We start from the raw sequence: 17,074 nt of genomic DNA on the forward strand, positions 1-17,074 counted from the left end.
GAAGGGGCTGATACACATGGAGACTCCAAACCAGGACTCCGGACGTACACCGGCAGAGCACTCTGCCGCCAATGACCTCTCGGTTGCCGACCGCCAGGTCAACATCCTCCGGGACAAGCTCAGGCATATCGACCGCCAGTTGGCTGCGGCAACGCAGAACAACACCAAGCTGGTCAGCATGCTGGAGACCGCGAAAGCCGAGATTCTCAGGCTCAAGAACGCGTTGGACCAGGAAGGACAGCCGCCGTACAGCTTCGGCACCATCCTCCAGCTGAACCCCAAACGGCCGCCCTCTCCGGGCAGTAGCGGGCAGGCGGCCACGGAGGAATCCGTGGACATCTTTAACGCGGGCCGGAAAATGCGCGTGGGCATCAGCCCGCTGGTCAACATCAACCAGCTGGCCGTGGGCCAGGAAGTCCTGCTCAACGAGGCGTTGCTCATTGTGGCCGGGCTCGGCTACGAGCGGGCCGGCGAGCTGGCCACGCTGAAGGAGATGCTCGGCGCCGACCGCGCACTGGTTGTTGGACGGGCCGACGAAGAGCGCGTGGTCCGGCTCTCCGGAGCCCTCCTCACTGAAAAGCTCCGCGTAGGGGACGCCCTGTCCATCGATTCGCGGACGGGCTACGCCCTGGAAAAGGTCCCCCGCTCCGAGGTGGAGAACCTGGTCCTGGAAGAAGTCCCGGACATCACCTACGAGGACATCGGAGGCCTGGGGCCGCAGATCGAGCAGATCCGCGACGCCGTCGAATTGCCGTTCCTCCATCCTGACCTTTACCGGGAACACGGTCTCAAGGCGCCCAAGGGCATCCTCTTGTACGGCCCTCCCGGCTGCGGCAAGACCCTCATCGCCAAGGCCGTGGCCAACTCGCTCGCCGCCCGCGCCGCCGAACGCTCCGGCAACGTGGACCTCAAGAGCTACTTCCTGAACATCAAGGGCCCCGAACTCCTCGACAAGTATGTCGGTGAGACCGAGCGCCACATCCGGCTGATCTTCTCCCGTGCCAGGGAAAAGGCATCCGACGGCAGCCCCGTGGTGGTGTTCTTCGACGAAATGGATTCCCTGTTCCGCACCCGCGGCACCGGCATCTCCTCCGACGTCGAGACAACCATCGTGCCCCAGCTGCTCAGCGAGATTGACGGCGTGGAGCGCCTCGACAACGTGATCGTTATCGGTGCCTCCAACCGCGAGGACATGATCGACCCCGCGATCCTCCGCCCCGGCCGGCTGGACGTCAAAGTCAAGATCCACCGTCCGGATGCCGAAGCGGCAGCGGACATCTTCAACAAATACATCACTCCGGACCTTCCGTTCCACGAGTCCGACCTCGCCGAGCACGACGGCGATGTCCAGGCCACCGTGGACGCCATGGTCCAGCGAACCGTGGAAGCGATGTACTCCACGGACAAGTCGAACGAGTTCCTGGAAGTCACCTACGCCAACGGTGACACCGAGATGCTGTACTTCAAGGACTTCAACTCCGGCGCCGTGGTCCAGAACGTGGTGGACCGGGCCAAGAAGTACGCCATCAAGGACCTCCTGACCACGCAGCAGAAGGGGCTCCGGATCGAGCACCTCCTGCGGGCCGTGGTGGATGAGTTCCGCGAACACGAAGACATGCCCAACACCACCAATCCCGATGACTGGGCCCGTATCTCCGGCAAGAAGGGCGAACGGATCACCTACATCCGTACCATCGTCCAGGGCAAGGCCGGCCAGGAACCCGGCAAGTCCATCGAAACCATGCCCACCACGGGACAGTATCTATGACCGCTGCACCGGAGCCCGCCGCCGGGGGATCACTCCCGGCCGGCGGGGCCATGCGGGTGATGGGCGCCGAAACCGAGTACGGCATCCACGCCCCCTCCGCCCCCTCGGCCAACGCGACCATGATGAGTGCCCGGGTGGTCCAGGCCTATGCCCAGGTCACCCGGCAGCGCGCCGCCGGAGGAGCTGAAACCCGCTGGGACTACACGGATGAAGAGCCGCTGCACGACGCCCGTGGATGGACGGTGGACCGGGGCTCGGCACATCCCAGCCAGCTGACGGACCAGCCGCCGGTACTGGACGCGGAAGCCGTTGCCCTCGCGTACGGCCGGGAGGAACTCGAGCTCGACGGGCAGGACGAGTCCGGCACACTCCTGATGAACATGGTCCTCGGCAACGGGGCGCGGCTGTATGTGGACCATGCCCATCCCGAGTACTCCAGCCCGGAAGTCACCAACCCGCGTGATGCCGTCATCTGGGACGCCGCCGGAGATCTTGTGGGCCTGGCAGCGGTACGGCGGCTGGCGTCGGACCCCGACCTTCCGCCCGTCAACCTCTACAAAAACAACACGGACAACAAGTCGGTGTCCTACGGCTCCCACGAGAACTACCTCATGCCGCGCTCGGTCCCGTTCGGGGAAATTGTGCGCGGCCTGACGCCGTTCTTCGTGACCCGCCAGATCATCTGCGGCGCGGGACGGCTGGGGATCGGACAGGACAGCTCGGGGCCCGGGTACCAGATCAGCCAGCGGGCAGACTTTTTCGAAGCCGAAGTGGGGCTGGAAACAACCATCCGCCGGCCCATCATCAATACCAGGGACGAGCCGCACGCCACCGCGGACAAGTACCGGCGCCTGCACGTCATCATCGGTGACGCCAACCTCAGCCAGGTGTCCAACTACCTGAAGTTCGGGACCACGGCCATGGTGCTCAGCCTCATCGAGGCGGGGCTGGCGCCGAAGGTCGAGGTATACGAACCTGTCCAGGCGCTGCAGGCGGTCAGTCACGACACATCCCTGACGGCCACACTGCGGCTGCTCGACGGCCGGCGGGTCACGGCCCTTGACCTGCAATGGATGTACCACGAGGCCGCAGCCAAGCTCGCACAGGACACCGGAGTGGGCGACGCCGTGGACGGCGACGGACACACGCACGATGTCCTGGACCGGTGGGCAACCGTCCTTACCCAGCTGGACAGCGACAGGGCCGCGGCGTCCAGTTCGGTGGAATGGCTCGCCAAGCTCTCGCTCCTGGACGGGTACCGGCAGCGGGACGGCCTGGAATGGAACGACGCCCGGCTGGGCCTCGTCGATCTGCAGTGGGCCGACATCCGGCCGGAAAAAGGCCTGTACTACCGCTTCCTGGCCCGGAACCGGATGCAAAGGATTGTCGACGACGCCGCCATCGCTGCCGCCGTCGGGGAACCGCCGCCGGACACCCGCGCGTTCTTCCGCGGCAAGTGCATCAGCAGCTTCGGTAAGGATGTGGTGGGCGCGAGCTGGGACTCGGTCATCTTCGACGTACCCGGCTACGGGCGCCTGCAGCGCGTCCCCACACGCGAGCCGCTGCGCGGAACCAAAGCATTGACGGGAGCGTTGTTCCAGCGCTACCGGGAAGCGGGTCCGTTCCTCGCGGAACTCCTGGGACACAACAACGCTCCGCCTGCGGCGTAAACCGCGCCGGACGGCCGCTGCCGTGGCAGGATGGGCATATCGGAGGATCCGCCGGATCCGATGACTGATTAAAGGGAGGGATAACAATGGCAGGTCAGGAGCAGCAGCAGCCGCAATCACGCGACAGCCAGGTCGACGAGGACATTCCTGAGGCGCCGCCCGCACCACCGGAAGCCCAGGCTTCGGCATCAACCGAAGGGGTGGACGATCTCCTTGATGAGATCGACGGCGTCCTGGAATCCAACGCCGAAGAGTTCGTCCGGGCCTTCGTCCAAAAAGGCGGCCAGTAACCCGGACCGGAGGGTGGCGGAAGCCCCGGACGGCCGGAATCTGTACAGACGTTGAAGTACCACGTTCAAGGAGTGCATGAGTGCAGGAATCAACCGCCAACCAGGTAGCCGCCAACGCCACCTCGTCCTTTACCGAACACCTGCAGCGGGACCGGCCGGAGCTTCTGCCCTTTAGCCGGTCCCCCCAGGGCGGCGCGTCCGCGGCCGCTCCGCTGCAGGTTCCGCACGCCACCACCATCGTTGCCTTGAGCTACGACGGCGGCGTGCTGATGGCAGGGGACCGGCGGGCCACCATGGGCAACGTCATCGCCAGCCGGCATATCGAGAAGGTGTTCCCCGCAGACCGGTTCTCGGTGCTGGGCATCGCTGGAACGGCCGGCATAGCAATTGACCTGACGCGGCTGTTCCAGGTGGAGCTCGAGCACTACGAAAAGATCGAAGGCACGCTCCTCAGCCTCGAAGGCAAGGCCAACAGGCTTGGGGCCATGATCCGCGGCAACCTCCCGCTGGCGCTCCAGGGCCTGGCCGTGGTGCCGCTCTTCGCCGGATTCGACACCAGCGCCGGCGTGGGCCGGCTGTTCTCCTACGATGTCACCGGTGGCAGGTACGAGGAACACGAACACCACACGGTAGGGTCCGGGTCCGTCTTCGCCCGCGGCGCCCTGAAAAAACTGTGGCGGCCCAACCTCACTGCCGCCGAGGCCCTCGCCGTTGCGGTGGAATCCCTGTACGACGCCGCCGACGACGATTCGGCAACCGGCGGCCCGGACACCGTCCGCCAGCTGTGGCCTGTGGTCTATACGGTGGACAGCTCGGGCGCCCGCCGGGTTCCCGAGCCGGAACTCGCAGCCGCGGCAAGGAACGTCATCGAAGCCCGCACCATCGCCGGACGGGAGGCCTGAGATGACCCAGCAGTTCTATGTCTCGCCCGAACAGCTGATGAAGGACCGTGCCGATTTCGCACGGAAAGGCATCGCCCGCGGCAGGTCCGTGGTGGTCATCAGCTGCGCGGAGGGGATCGCCCTGGTGGCGGAAAACCCCTCCCCGTCCCTGCACAAAATCGGTGAGATCTACGACAAAATCGCGTTCGCCGCCGTCGGGAAATACAACGAGTTCGAAAGCCTCCGGCAAGCCGGCGTCAGGTACGCGGACGTCCGCGGCTACTCGTACGACCGTGAGGACGTCACCGCCCGGGGCCTGGCCAGCGTCTACGCCCAAAGCCTGGGCGCCGTGTTCACCGCCGAACAGAAACCCTTCGAAGTGGAACTGGCGGTGGCCGAAGTCGGCCCCACCCAGGAAGAGGACCATCTCTACCGGCTGACCTTCGACGGTTCCATCGCCGATGAGCACAGTTTTGTGGTGATGGGCGGCCAGGCGGACAAGGTGTCGTCTGCCATCGAGGGCGGCTGGCGCAGCTCGCTCAGCTTCTCGGAAGCCGTGCGGCTGGCCATGTCCGGCCTGGCCCCCGCAGGTGAAGCAGATGACCAGGCCAAGGCATTGCCGGCACGGGCGCTGGAGGTTGCGGTCCTGGACAGGATGTCCGAGCGCTCACGTGGGTCCCGCCGCGCCTTCCGCCGGCTCAATGACGCGGATATCACTGCACTGCTGGCCTAGGAGGACACATGGACAAGAGAATCTTCGGTATTGAAACCGAATTCGGGATTTCCTATTCGAGCCCCGACTCGAGGCCTCTTGCCCCGGAGGAAGTTGCCCGCTATCTCTTCCGCAAGGTCGTCAGCTGGGGACGCTCTTCCAACGTGTTCCTGACCAACGGCTCCCGGCTGTACCTGGACGTGGGTTCCCACCCCGAATACGCCACCGCCGAATGTGACGATCTCGCGCAGCTGATAGCCCATGACCGGGCCGGGGAACTGATCCTGGACGACCTCGTGGACGAGGCCCAGGCGCGGCTCGCCGCTGAAGGTTTCAACGGCACGGTCTACCTGTTCAAGAACAACACCGATTCCGCCGGAAACTCGTACGGCAGCCACGAGAACTACCTCATTCCCCGCCGCGGCGAGTTTTCCCGGCTGGCGGAGATCCTGATTCCGTTCCTGGTGACCCGCCAGCTCATTGCCGGGGCTGGAAAGATCCTCAAGACCCCGCATGGGGCAACGTACGCTTTTTCCCAGCGGGCCGACCACATCTGGGAGGGCGTTTCCTCCGCCACCACGCGGTCGCGGCCCATCATCAACACCCGGGATGAGCCGCACGCCGACGCCGAGTTCTACCGGCGGCTGCACGTCATCGTGGGCGACTCGAACATGTCGGAGGCCACCGCCCTCATGAAGGTGGGTACCGTCGACCTGGTACTGCGCATGATCGAGGCGGGTGTGATCATGCGGGACATGCGGATGGAAAACCCCATCCGCAGCATCCGCGAGATATCGCACGACCTCAGCGGCCGGGCCCTTGTCCGGCTGGCCAACGGCCGCCAGCTCACCGCCCTGGAAATCCAGCAGGAGTACCTGACGAAGGTCACGGCCTTCGTGAAGGAGCACGGCGCCCACAACCCGCATGTTCCGCTGATCCTCGACCTGTGGGAGCGGACGCTCAGGGCCATCGAAAGCGGCGACTCCCGCAGCATCGACACCGAAATCGACTGGGCCATCAAGAAAAAGCTGATGGACAAATACCGCGAACGCCACGGGCTGGGCCTGGACGCCCCGCGGATCGCCCAGCTTGACCTGACGTACCATGACATTTCCCGCGGCCGCGGCCTCTACTACCTGCTCCAGTCCCGGGGTGCGGTACGGCGGATCGTGGACGACACCGTCATCAAGGACGCCGTTGACGCGCCGCCGCAGACCACGCGGGCCAAACTGCGCGGTGACTTTGTCCGGCGCGCACAGGAGCTGGGCCGCGACTACACGGTGGACTGGGTCCACCTGAAGCTCAACGACCGCGCCCACCAGACCATCTTGTGCAAGGATCCGTTCCGCAGCGTGGACGATCGCGTGGATGCGCTTCTGGACTCTATGGGCTGACACCCAGCTTCAGGGGCTATTCTGGATAGGGCCCTTTATCAGGGCCTGCCGCGATTCTGTCCGCTGCCACGCGGGACCATCGCATCCACCCTGCCCCGACGAAAGTTCTCTTACGTGCGCCGACTACTAGCAATCCTTCTTCCCGGTCTGCTGCTGCTTACCGCCTGCGGTGGTTCAACCGCAGAGCCGGAACCCACCAGCCAGTCCGCTGGCGAGACTGCAAAGTTCGACTCCCTCAAACTGACTGACAACGGGGATAAAAAAGCTCCCGGCGTGGAATTCGCCAAGCCGCTCGAAGTGGCGGAACCCACCGTCAAGGTGATCACCGAGGGCAGCGGGGATACCGTCAAGGCGAACCAGATCGCCAACATTTCCATCCTCGCCCTCAACGGCACCGACGGCGCCACCCTCGAGGACACATTCCCGAACGATCCGGAGCCCCTCGAACTCAACGAGGAGCTGAAGACCGGCAGCCCCGTGATCTACAACGCCTTCGTCGGTGCAAAGGTGGGCTCCAGCCTCGCGCTGGCCGTCCCCGGACAGGCAGCTGCCGCCGGAGCCGAAGCCCAGCCCACCCAATTGCTTGTTATCAAGGTCCTGTCCACCACGGACGTAACCCCGGCCCTTGAAAAGCCTGAAGGCGAGACCGTCACCCCGCCCGCCGGACTGCCCTCGGTTACGGAAAAAGACGGCATCCCCGAAATCTCCGTCGACGGCGTGGCAGCTCCCACCGAGCTCGTTTCCCAGGACCTCATCAAGGGCAACGGTGCCACCGTCAAGGAAACCGATACCCTCACCGTCAACTACGTGGGCGTCAACCTCGTGGGCGGCACCAAGTTTGATTCGAGCTTCGACCGCGGTGAACCGGCAACCTTCGCGCTGAACCAGGTCATCAAGGGCTGGACCCAGGGACTTACGGGCAAGACCGTGGGCTCCCGCGTCCTGCTGGTCATCCCCAAGGACCTGGCATACGGCGAGGCCGGCCAGGGTGAAGCCAAGGGCGACCTGGTGTTCGTAGTGGACATCCTCGGCGCCAAGTAGCAACACTTACAAGCAGTCCGCGGTTTTCTTTTCCGCGGTACCCACCACGCGGTATTCAACACCAGCACTGACACAAAGGAGCAACCATGTCATTTGGACAGCGGGACTTTGACCGCCAGAAGCCCGAGATTGATTTCCCGGAAGGCGACGTTCCCACCGAATTGGTCATCACCGACCTCATCGAGGGCGACGGCCGCGAAGCCAAGGCAGGGGACACCGTCTCCACCCACTACGTCGGAGTGGCCTGGTCAACCGGCGAAGAATTCGATGCCTCCTGGGGCCGCGGAGCGCCCCTGGACTTCCGCGTGGGCGTAGGCCAGGTCATCCAGGGCTGGGACCAGGGACTGCTGGGCATGAAGGTTGGCGGCCGCCGCCGCCTGGAAATCCCCTCCGAACTGGCCTACGGTTCCCGTGGCGCCGGTGGAGCGATCAAGCCCAACGAAGCCCTGATCTTCGTGGTGGACCTCGTGGGCGTCCGCTGATCCGGCACCACTGACTGCACCGCCATGGAAAAGCGCGGCAACCCCCGGGAGAAACAGTCCCGGGCGTTGCCGCGCTTTCTGCGTTCCGCCCGGAGTTTAGTAACGTAACCAGAGTGTCCGTATCCCGCACTGAACGACTCCTCAACCTGCTGATCGCGCTCCTCAACACCCGGTATGGCCTGCGCCGCAGTGAATTGCGGGAGAAGGTCTACCATGACACTTCGGGCAACGACGTTGCGTTTGGCCGGATGTTTGAGCGTGACAAAAACGATCTGCGCCAGTTCGGCTTCGACGTGGAAACCCTCACCGACCTGGGGTGGAGCGAAGACGACCCCGCCACTACGCGCTACCGCATCGGCAAGGAATCCAACCGCCTCCCGGACGTCCAGCTTGAGCCCGAGGAGTGGACGGTACTCCTCCTGGCCTCACAGCTCTGGGAGCGCGCGGCCCTGGGCACGGCAGCACAGAGCGCCCTCCGGAAGCTCAAGGCGTCAGGCCAGCTGGCCGACGTCGAACTGCCTGCGGGCCTCCAGCCACGCATCAAACCCGCAGGGCAGGCCTTCGACGACGTTGTGGCCGCCATGCATTCCCGGCACCCCGTCACGTTCAGCTACCTCGCCGGCAGCACAGGCAAGGACGAGGTGCGCACAGTGGAGCCATGGGGCCTCGGCAGCAGGTTCGGGCAGTGGTACCTGGTGGGCCACGACAGGGCACGCCAGGCCGCCCGGCACTTCCGGCTGTCCCGATTCACCAGTGCAGTGGCCATCCTGGACAAGGAGCACTACTCGCCGCCGGCGGACTTCAACATCCGGCAGGAACTCGACCGGCTCCCCGAACTGCCGCTCCGCGCCGCCGTCGTGGATGTCCGGGAGGGCCGCCTGCTCGCCCTCCGGCGCCGGGCACTCGCCGCCGCGGAAACGCCGGCGGACGCTGCCGCGCCGGGCCGCCCCGACGCCGGCTTCGAGCGGATCGCCCTGCACTTCCGGGACCCGGAGATCCTCGCGGAAGAACTGGCATCCTACGGGCCTGATGCCCGGGCCGTAGCCCCGGAGGAGCTTGTTGTCGCCGTCCGGCGGCGGCTCCGGGCCGCTGCCGATTTCAGCGAATCTCCTACCCCCGACTACTCGTTTTCACCGGCCCGTTCCCGGCCGTCCCGGTCCAGGACCTCGGAGGACCAGCTCAAGCGGATGCTCCAGCTGGTGCCGTTCCTGGTGCACAACCAAGGCCTGCACATCCAGGAGGTAGCGGACCATTTCGGGGTGAGCCGGGACGAGCTGGAGGACGACCTGCGGATCCTCATCTGCTCCGGACTGCCGGAGGGCTACCCGGATGACCTGCTGGACATCCAGTGGGAGAACGACCACGTCTTCATCACCCAGGACCTGGACCTCAACAGGCCAGTCCGGTTCACCGTGGACGAAGCCTGCGCGCTCCTGACGGGCCTCGAAACCCTGAACGGGCTGCCGGGCATTGCCGAAGGCGGGGCGCTGGAGTCGGTGACGCTCAAGCTGCTTGCGGCCGCCGGTGAGGAAGGGCTGCGGGCAGCGTCCCTCGCCGGACCGGAAATGGGGCCGGCCGATGCCGCCATCCATGACACGGTGCGGCAGGCGATCGGCTCCCGCTCCCGGCTCCACCTGACCTACCTGTCGCCGCAACGGGACAAAGTGTCCGAACGGGACGTGGACCCCTTGCGGCTCTACTCCCTCGACAACACGTGGTACTTCGAAGCGTATTGCCACCTGGTGGACGGGCTGCGGAACTTCCGCCTGGACCGCGTGCAGGACGTTTACCCGAACGGGCAGCACGCGGCTGACGGGCTCACTGCGTCCGGCGCGGTCCCCGCCAAGCTTTTTACACCGAACGACGACGACACCACCGTCACGGTCCAGCTCACCCGGCAGGGGAGGGGGCTTGCGGACGACTACTACGCGGAGCGCACGGCAGAGCTTCCCGACGGCGGACTGGTCGCCGAGATACGGTTCGGCAACACCGCGTGGCTGCCCATGTTCGTCGCCCAGCATGGCGGTGCCGTCCGCATTATTGCCCCCGAGGACCTGGCCACGTCCGCACGGGTGTGGCTGGAGGCGTCGCTGGCCAGGTACGGAGGCTAGACTTCTCAGCATGCCTTGGTGGTCCTGGATCCTTTTATGGGTAGCGCTTGTTGCGCTGTCGCTGCTGTTCTATGTCCTGCTGGGCATCCGTCTTTTCCGCCAGTTCATGGCGACCGTCAAGGACCTCGGGGCAGCAGGTGAAAAACTTGGACACCTGGCCCCGCTGCAGGAGCACGCGGAGCCGGAAAAGTCCGGACAGGCACCGCCGGGTTCTGCTGTTTTTGCCTCACCCACCGTCATGCGACATGATTACGAGGCATCCACGTCAGCACGGCGGGAAGAACGCCGCCGCCGGAGGGTTCAGCGCAAGACGGACCGGGGCCAGCCGCAGGCGCTCGGGGATCTCGACTTCACATAGAAGTAGGATGTATTGAGAGGAAAGGATTTCCCATGGGAAGACTCTTTGATGGCCCCTGGCCCATCGTCATTATTATCGTTGTTGCACTGCTGCTCTTTGCCGCACCCAAGCTTCCGGCCATGGCACGCAGCCTCGGCCAGTCCATGCGGATCATCAAGTCCGAAGTCAAGGAAATGAAGAACGACGGCAAAACCGACACCACCGACGCCTCCGGCCCGGTGGAAGGCACGGTCGTGAACCACCCCAAGGCAAAGCCCGGCGAGCCGACAGACGGCACTGACGTTCCGCCGTCGAACCGCGCCTGACCCCCAGTGGCACTGTCGCGGGCCCGTAAAGCCAACCCTGAGGGGCGCATGTCCCTGTGGGACCACCTCAAGGAGCTCAAGAACCGGCTGATCAAGTCGGCCATTGGCGTCGTCATCGGCGGCATCGGGGGCTGGATACTTTACGATCCGCTGCTGAAGGCGCTGGCCGATCCGGTCAACCGCATCTCGCAGCAAACCGGGGGACTGTCCGCAATCAACTTCGGGACCATTGCTTCCCCGTTTGACTTCAAGCTGCAGATGTCGCTCCTCATCGGGGCGGTGATATCCAGCCCCATCTGGATCTACCAGCTCTGGGCGTTTATCACACCCGGCCTTACATCAAAGGAACGCCGGTACACCCTGGGATACATGGCGGCAGCGGTACCCCTGTTCCTCGCCGGGATCTGGGCCGGATGGCTGGTGGTGCCCCAGGTGGTGCGGGCGCTGACCCAGTTCACGCCGGACGGATCGTCCAGTGTCATCGATGCCCGAACCTATATCGAATTCGTGACCCGTATGGTCTTGGTCCTGGGTATCGCGTTCCTGGTTCCCGTGGTGCTGGTGGGCGTCAACATGGCCGGTGTCATTTCCGGCCAGACCATCCTCAAGGCCTGGCGCATTACCGTCTTCCTGGTCTTTGTCCTCGCCGCCATCGCGGCCCCCGGCGCCGATGCCATTTCCATGTTCATGCTGGCCGGTCCGCTGCTTGTCCTGTTCTTCGCTGCGATCGGCATCTGCCTCATGAATGACAAGCGGCGCGCCCGCCGCCAGGCCAGGAGGGCAGCGGAAACCGAGGCAACGGCTGACATCGCCACCCCGGGCAGTGAGCTGAAGAACCTCTAAGCTCCCAGTAGGCTTAGTACATGTCCTCCAACACCGGGCCGTTTCCTAAAGGTCCAACTTCCAGCGGACCTTTTTCCACGGCGCCCAGCGATCCTGAGGAGCTCTCCCCGGCAGAAAGGTACCGGGCCAGCGCCGAACGCAGGGCCGAGGCGGCTACCGATTTGGGTGCGTTCATCCGCACGCTGGACTTTGAGCTGGACGACTTCCAGCGGAAGGCCTGCCTGTCCCTGCAGGACGGCAGGGGAGTGCTGGTGGCAGCGCCCACCGGCGCGGGAAAAACGATCGTGGGCGAGTTCGCCATCTACCTGGCCCTCCAGCGCGGCCTCAAGGCGTTCTACACCACCCCCATCAAAGCGCTGAGCAACCAGAAATTCACGGAACTCGGCGAAAAGTACGGTGCCGGAAACGTGGGACTGCTCACCGGCGACACCAGCATCAACGGCGACGCCCCCGTGGTGGTCATGACCACCGAAGTCCTGCGGAACATGCTCTATGCGGACTCAGCCACCCTGGACGACCTGGGCTACGTGGTCATGGATGAGGTGCACTACCTCGCCGACCGGTTCCGCGGAGCTGTCTGGGAGGAAGTGATCATCCATCTCCCCAGTGAGGTGCAGGTGGTCTCCCTCAGCGCCACGGTCTCCAACGCCGAAGAGTTCGGCGCCTGGCTGGACACGGTCCGCGGTGATACGGACATCATCGTCTCCGAGCACCGCCCGGTTCCCCTCTGGCAGCATGTCATGGTGGGCCGGCAGATCATGGATTTGTTCGCCGGGGAAACCACCTTCGACGAAATCGCCCCGCCCGTGGACGCCGACGGGCCGCAGCAGGCGCCCGCGAAGGAAACCACTGCCTCAGGCCGCGGCTTTGACGTCAATCCGGACCTCCTGACGGTTGCCCGCAGCGAAAGCCAGCACAGTTTCCGCAGCAGGCCCGGCCCTGGCGGACGCGGCCAGCGCGGCCGCCGCGGCAATGACCGTCCCGCCCGGGGCCCAGAAGAAACCGGCGTTCGCAGGGCCAGCCGCCCCCAGGTGATTGCGAGCCTTGACCGGATGGACCTGCTGCCCGCCATCACCTTCATCTTTTCCCGTGCCGGCTGCGACGCGGCCGTGGCCCAGTGCGTCAGCTCCGGGTTGTGGCTCACCACGGAAAAAGAGCAGCGCATCATTGCCCAGCGCGTTGACGAAGCGGGGCACGACATCCCGCCGGACGACCTGGACGTCCTGGGCTTCTGGACCTGGCGTGACGGGTTGCTCCGCGGTTTTGCCGCACACCACGCCGGCATGCTGCCCACGTTCAAGGAAGTGGTGGAAAAACTCTTCGCCGACGGCCTGGTCAAGGCCGTGTTCGCCACGGAGACCCTTGCCCTCGGCGTCAACATGCCGGCACGTTCCGTGGTGCTGGAGAAACTGGACAAGTTCAACGGCGAGGCCCATGTGGACATCACCGCGGGGGAGTACACCCAGCTGACCGGCCGTGCCGGCCGCCGCGGCATCGACGTCGAAGGCCACGCGGTGGTGCTGTGGCAGCCCGGGACGGACCCGACGGCGGTGGCCGGCCTCGCCTCCCGCCGCACCTACCCTCTGAACTCGAGCTTCCGGCCCACCTACAACATGAGCATCAACCTCCTGGCACAGTTTGGCCGGGCAAGGGCCCGCGAGATCCTGGAATCCTCCTTCGCGCAGTTCCAGGCCGACCGCTCGGTGGTGGGCCTGGCACGGCAGGTGCGGAGCAGGGAAGAATCCCTCGCGGGGTACGCCAAGTCCATGACATGCCACCTCGGCGACTTCACCGAGTACGCAAGGCTCCGGCGCGAGCTCTCCGATGCCGAAAACGCCACGTCGCGGACAAAGTCCCGGGCCCGGAAGTCGCTCAGCGACGACTCGCTGGCCAGGCTGCTGCCCGGCGACGTGGTGGATGTTCCCGGCGGGAGGGCACCGGGCCCGGCCATCGTGCTCAGTTCCGACCACAGCAGCCGTGAGCCGCGGCCCGCCGTGCTGACCCTGGACAACCAGCTGCGCAGGATCGGAACGGATGACCTCGAGGGCCCCATTGCACCGCTGACACGCATCCGCATTCCGAAGTCATTCAACGCCAAGGTGCCGAAGTCACGGCGGGACCTGGCGTCCTCCGCCCGGAACGCGCTCCGGGAAAACCGGCCACCCGCCCCGGGCCATAACCGCAACAATGATTTCGGCCGGGCGGCTGCGCTGCCCAACCAGGAGAAGCGTATTGCCGATCTCCGCCGTGCCCTTCGCGCCCACCCCTGCCACGGCTGCAGCGAACGCGAAGACCATGCGCGCTGGTCCGAGCGGTGGTGGAAACTGAGGCGGGAGACCGACGGCCTGGTCCGGCAGATCCAAGGCCGCACCAACACCATCGCCAAGACCTTCGACCGCGTGTGCGACGTCCTGTCCGCTTACGGCTACCTGGAAGCCAGCGGCGATGGCGGCCTGGTCATCAGTTCCGATGGACAGCGGCTGCGGCGGATTTACGGTGAGAAGGACCTGCTGATCTCCCAGTCCCTGCGGCTGGGCGCGTTCGATGACCTGGACGCTGCCGAAGTAGCAGCCCTGGCCAGCGTGCTGGTCTACCAGGCCAAGCGAGAGGACCGCGGTCTCCGGCCGCGCATGCCCAGTGTCTCCCTGGAAACAGCAGTGGATATCGTGGTGAGGGAATGGTCGGCCCTGGAGGACGTTGAAGAGGAGAACAAGCTTCCGCTGACCGGTGAACCCGAACTCGGGCTGGTGTGGCCCATCTACAAGTGGTCACGCGGCCGCCACCTGCAGGATGTGCTGAGCGGCACCGACCTCGCCGCCGGCGACTTTGTCCGTTGGGTGAAGCAGGTGGTGGACCTGCTGGACCAGCTCGCCAAGATCCCGGGTCTTGATCCCCGGCTGGCCCGGCTGTGCGGCGAGGCCATCTCCTTGGTCCGCCGCGGCGTCGTGGCATATTCCTCCGTCCTTTAGCCAGTACCCGGCGTCCAGCCGGCCCGTTTCAACCCTCAGGAGCCCTGCCCCGCATGACCCAGCCTGGTCCGGAATCACCCCGCAACGTCGTCCTCTACCGCAACGGGTCCGTCTACACAGCTGCCGACCCCTTCGCCACCGCCATGCTCGTGGACGGTGACACGGTGGCGTGGGTGGGGTCCGAGCAGGCGGCGTCTTCCATTGCGGACAGTTCCATGGACGTCATCGACCTGCGGGGAGCACTCGTCGCACCCGGATTCGTCGATTCGCACATGCACCTGACCGAGACCGGCATCGCCCTGGATTCGCTGCGGCTGGGCGGAGTCACCTCAGCCCGGGAGCTCCTGGACGCCGTGTCGTCCGCAACCGGCAACGGCCCGGTCCTGGGCCACGGCTGGGATGAAACCACGTGGGCGGACCCCACACTGCCCACTCCGGACGAACTGGAACGTGCATCAGCAGGCCGGCCCGTCTACCTTTCCCGGGTGGACGTGCACTCGGCACTGGTCTCAACGTCACTGGCACATGCCGCGGACCTTCGCAGCCAGGACGGGTTCGACGGCGGCGCACGCGTTACGCGCGCGGCCCACACGGCGGCACGGCAGTCCACCCGGCAGCTGCCGGAAGCGGCACTCCGCCGGCACCAGGCGCGCGCCCTGTCCGAGGCAGCCGCCAACGGCTACGTTGCCCTGGCCGAGATGGGGGCGCCGCACATCGGGGGCCTCGACGACCTGCGCCTGGCCGCAGCATGGAATTCTGCCGGCAGTGACGGGCAGGCCCTGCCCGAGGTCCTGCCGTACTGGGGGGAATTGGCGACCTCGGAAGAGCACGCGCGCAGCCTGATGGATCAGTTCGGCTTCCCGCTGCGCGGCCTTGCGGGAGACCTGAACATCGATGGCTCGGTGGGGTCGCGCACTGCTGCGCTCCGGTCCGGCTACAGCGACGCCCCCGGGGAGCGCGGGAACCTCTATCTGACGGCAGAACAGGCGGCCGCGCATCTTGCCGCGTGTTCACTCGTGGGGATCCAGGCCGGCTTCCACGTGATCGGCGATGCCGGGCTGGACGCGGCGTTATCAGCTCTGGACCTCGCGGCTGAGCAGGTGGGGGAGCAGCGCGTCCGCGCAGCCGGCCACCGGTTTGAACATGTGGAGATGGTGGATGCGCCGGCCATTGAAAAGCTGGCCCGATACTCGGTCACCGTCAGCGCCCAGCCTGCGTTCGATGCCGCGTGGGGCGGGCCCGGTGGCCTGTACGGGAAGCGGTTGGGGGAACGGAGCGCCTCCATGAACCCCTTTGCCTCCCTGTACGCGGCCGGTGTTCCCGTGTGCTTCGGCAGCGACAGCCCGGTCACCCCGCTGAAACCCTGGTCCAGCGTGCGGGCGTGCCTGGAGCATCACACCGAAGGTGAACGTATTTCCGCCCGCGCCGCCTTCCTCGGCCACACCCGCGCGGGCTGGCGTGCGGCCAAATATCCCAACCCGATGGCGGGGCAACTCGTGCCCGGCGCCCCTGCAAGTTTCGCCGTGTGGGAGGTGGAGGAACTGATGGTCCAGGTGGCCGATGGGCGCGTCCAGTCCTGGAGTACGGATCCCCGTGCCCGCACACCGCTGTTGCCTGCGCTGGACACCGGCACGGACCCTGTGTGCCTGCAGACCGTGCGGAACGGTGCCGAATTGTTCTCCAGCCCGGCACTGCGTTCCTGACCCTGCCGCTCTCCGCCCTATAATTGATAGTTGCGCCTGCCGGCGGCTAGCTGACCGCCAGGTGCACCGACCGCTCCCTCCAGGAAAGGCCCTCTGTGCGCGTCCTTACGATCATTCCCACGTACAACGAACTGGAATCGCTGCCCAAGACGCTCCAGCGGCTCCGGTCTGCTGTCCCGGCCTCGGACGTGCTGGTAGTGGATGACAACAGCCCCGACGGCACCGGCAAACTCGCCGACACCATCGCGGCCGGGGACTCCCAGGTCCACGTCCTGCACCGCAAGGGCAAGGAGGGACTGGGCGCCGCCTACATCGCAGGGTTCAAGTGGGGCCTGGACGCCGGCTACGACGTTCTCGTGGAAATGGACGCGGACGGCTCCCACCAGCCCGAGCAGCTGCCCCAGCTCCTGGAGGCCATCGAGCAGGGCGCAGACCTTGCCATGGGTTCCCGCTGGGTGCCCGGCGGACGCGTGGTGAACTGGCCCCTCTACCGCCAGGCCATTTCCCGGGTGGGCAGCACCTACGCCCGCCTGATGCTCGGCCTGAA

15 protein-coding genes are annotated in these 17,074 nt (G+C 65.8%); all 15 read left to right on the forward strand.

What is annotated here, in order from left to right; genetic code table 11:
- Nucleotides 1–16 precede the first annotated feature (16 nt).
- Nucleotides 17–1,768, forward strand: coding sequence for a proteasome ATPase (gene arc / locus DXK94_RS01325; RefSeq protein WP_079596130.1), 1,752 nt, complete (start codon nucleotides 17–19; stop codon nucleotides 1,766–1,768).
- Nucleotides 1,765–3,438 (forward strand): depupylase/deamidase Dop, encoded by a 1,674-nt coding sequence (dop, locus tag DXK94_RS01330; protein WP_115523481.1) that lies wholly within the window; start codon nucleotides 1,765–1,767, stop codon nucleotides 3,436–3,438. Before arc ends, dop begins: the two co-directional genes overlap by 4 nt.
- A gap of 86 nt (nucleotides 3,439–3,524) precedes the next feature.
- Nucleotides 3,525–3,728, forward strand: a complete 204-nt coding sequence (locus tag DXK94_RS01335; RefSeq protein WP_015937113.1) for a ubiquitin-like protein Pup — start codon at nucleotides 3,525–3,527, stop codon at nucleotides 3,726–3,728.
- Between the two features lie 80 nt (nucleotides 3,729–3,808).
- Nucleotides 3,809–4,630 carry a proteasome subunit beta gene (gene prcB, locus DXK94_RS01340; protein ID WP_079596132.1) on the forward strand — a complete coding sequence of 274 codons (822 nt, stop codon included), beginning with the start codon at nucleotides 3,809–3,811 and terminating at the stop codon, nucleotides 4,628–4,630.
- A 1-nt stretch (nucleotide 4,631) separates the two neighbouring features.
- Entirely contained in the window at nucleotides 4,632–5,342 is a 711-nt protein-coding gene (gene prcA / locus DXK94_RS01345; protein WP_115523482.1) for a proteasome subunit alpha, read from the forward strand.
- An 8-nt stretch (nucleotides 5,343–5,350) separates the two neighbouring features.
- Nucleotides 5,351–6,715 carry a Pup--protein ligase gene (pafA, locus tag DXK94_RS01350; RefSeq protein ID WP_115523483.1) on the forward strand — a complete coding sequence of 455 codons (1,365 nt, stop codon included), beginning with the start codon at nucleotides 5,351–5,353 and terminating at the stop codon, nucleotides 6,713–6,715.
- A gap of 114 nt (nucleotides 6,716–6,829) precedes the next feature.
- Nucleotides 6,830–7,756, forward strand: coding sequence for an FKBP-type peptidyl-prolyl cis-trans isomerase (locus DXK94_RS01355; RefSeq protein WP_115523484.1), 927 nt, complete (start codon nucleotides 6,830–6,832; stop codon nucleotides 7,754–7,756).
- Between the two features lie 86 nt (nucleotides 7,757–7,842).
- Nucleotides 7,843–8,238 (forward strand): FKBP-type peptidyl-prolyl cis-trans isomerase, encoded by a 396-nt coding sequence (locus DXK94_RS01360; RefSeq protein ID WP_079596136.1) that lies wholly within the window; start codon nucleotides 7,843–7,845, stop codon nucleotides 8,236–8,238.
- A 113-nt stretch (nucleotides 8,239–8,351) separates the two neighbouring features.
- Nucleotides 8,352–10,349: a YafY family protein gene (locus DXK94_RS01365; protein ID WP_115523485.1), complete on the forward strand. Its 1,998-nt coding sequence runs from the start codon at nucleotides 8,352–8,354 to the stop codon at nucleotides 10,347–10,349.
- Nucleotides 10,350–10,359: 10 nt separating this feature from the next.
- Nucleotides 10,360–10,707 carry a hypothetical protein gene (locus DXK94_RS01370; RefSeq protein ID WP_115523486.1) on the forward strand — a complete coding sequence of 116 codons (348 nt, stop codon included), beginning with the start codon at nucleotides 10,360–10,362 and terminating at the stop codon, nucleotides 10,705–10,707.
- A 32-nt stretch (nucleotides 10,708–10,739) separates the two neighbouring features.
- Nucleotides 10,740–11,012, forward strand: a complete 273-nt coding sequence (tatA, locus tag DXK94_RS01375; RefSeq protein ID WP_079596139.1) for a Sec-independent protein translocase subunit TatA — start codon at nucleotides 10,740–10,742, stop codon at nucleotides 11,010–11,012.
- A 48-nt stretch (nucleotides 11,013–11,060) separates the two neighbouring features.
- Entirely contained in the window at nucleotides 11,061–11,855 is a 795-nt protein-coding gene (gene tatC / locus DXK94_RS01380) for a twin-arginine translocase subunit TatC (RefSeq protein WP_079596140.1), read from the forward strand.
- Nucleotides 11,856–11,875: 20 nt separating this feature from the next.
- Complete coding sequence (locus tag DXK94_RS01385; protein ID WP_115523487.1) at nucleotides 11,876–14,824, forward strand: RNA helicase; 2,949 nt, start codon at nucleotides 11,876–11,878, stop codon at nucleotides 14,822–14,824.
- A 53-nt stretch (nucleotides 14,825–14,877) separates the two neighbouring features.
- Entirely contained in the window at nucleotides 14,878–16,527 is a 1,650-nt protein-coding gene (locus DXK94_RS01390; protein WP_115523488.1) for an amidohydrolase, read from the forward strand.
- A 95-nt stretch (nucleotides 16,528–16,622) separates the two neighbouring features.
- Nucleotides 16,623–17,074, forward strand: a 452-nt coding sequence (locus DXK94_RS01395) for a glycosyltransferase (RefSeq protein WP_115523489.1), incomplete at its 3' end; no start/stop codon positions are given.

It is taken from the genome of Arthrobacter sp. RT-1 (assembly GCF_003367205.1).
GTDB lineage: Bacteria > Actinomycetota > Actinomycetes > Actinomycetales > Micrococcaceae > Arthrobacter.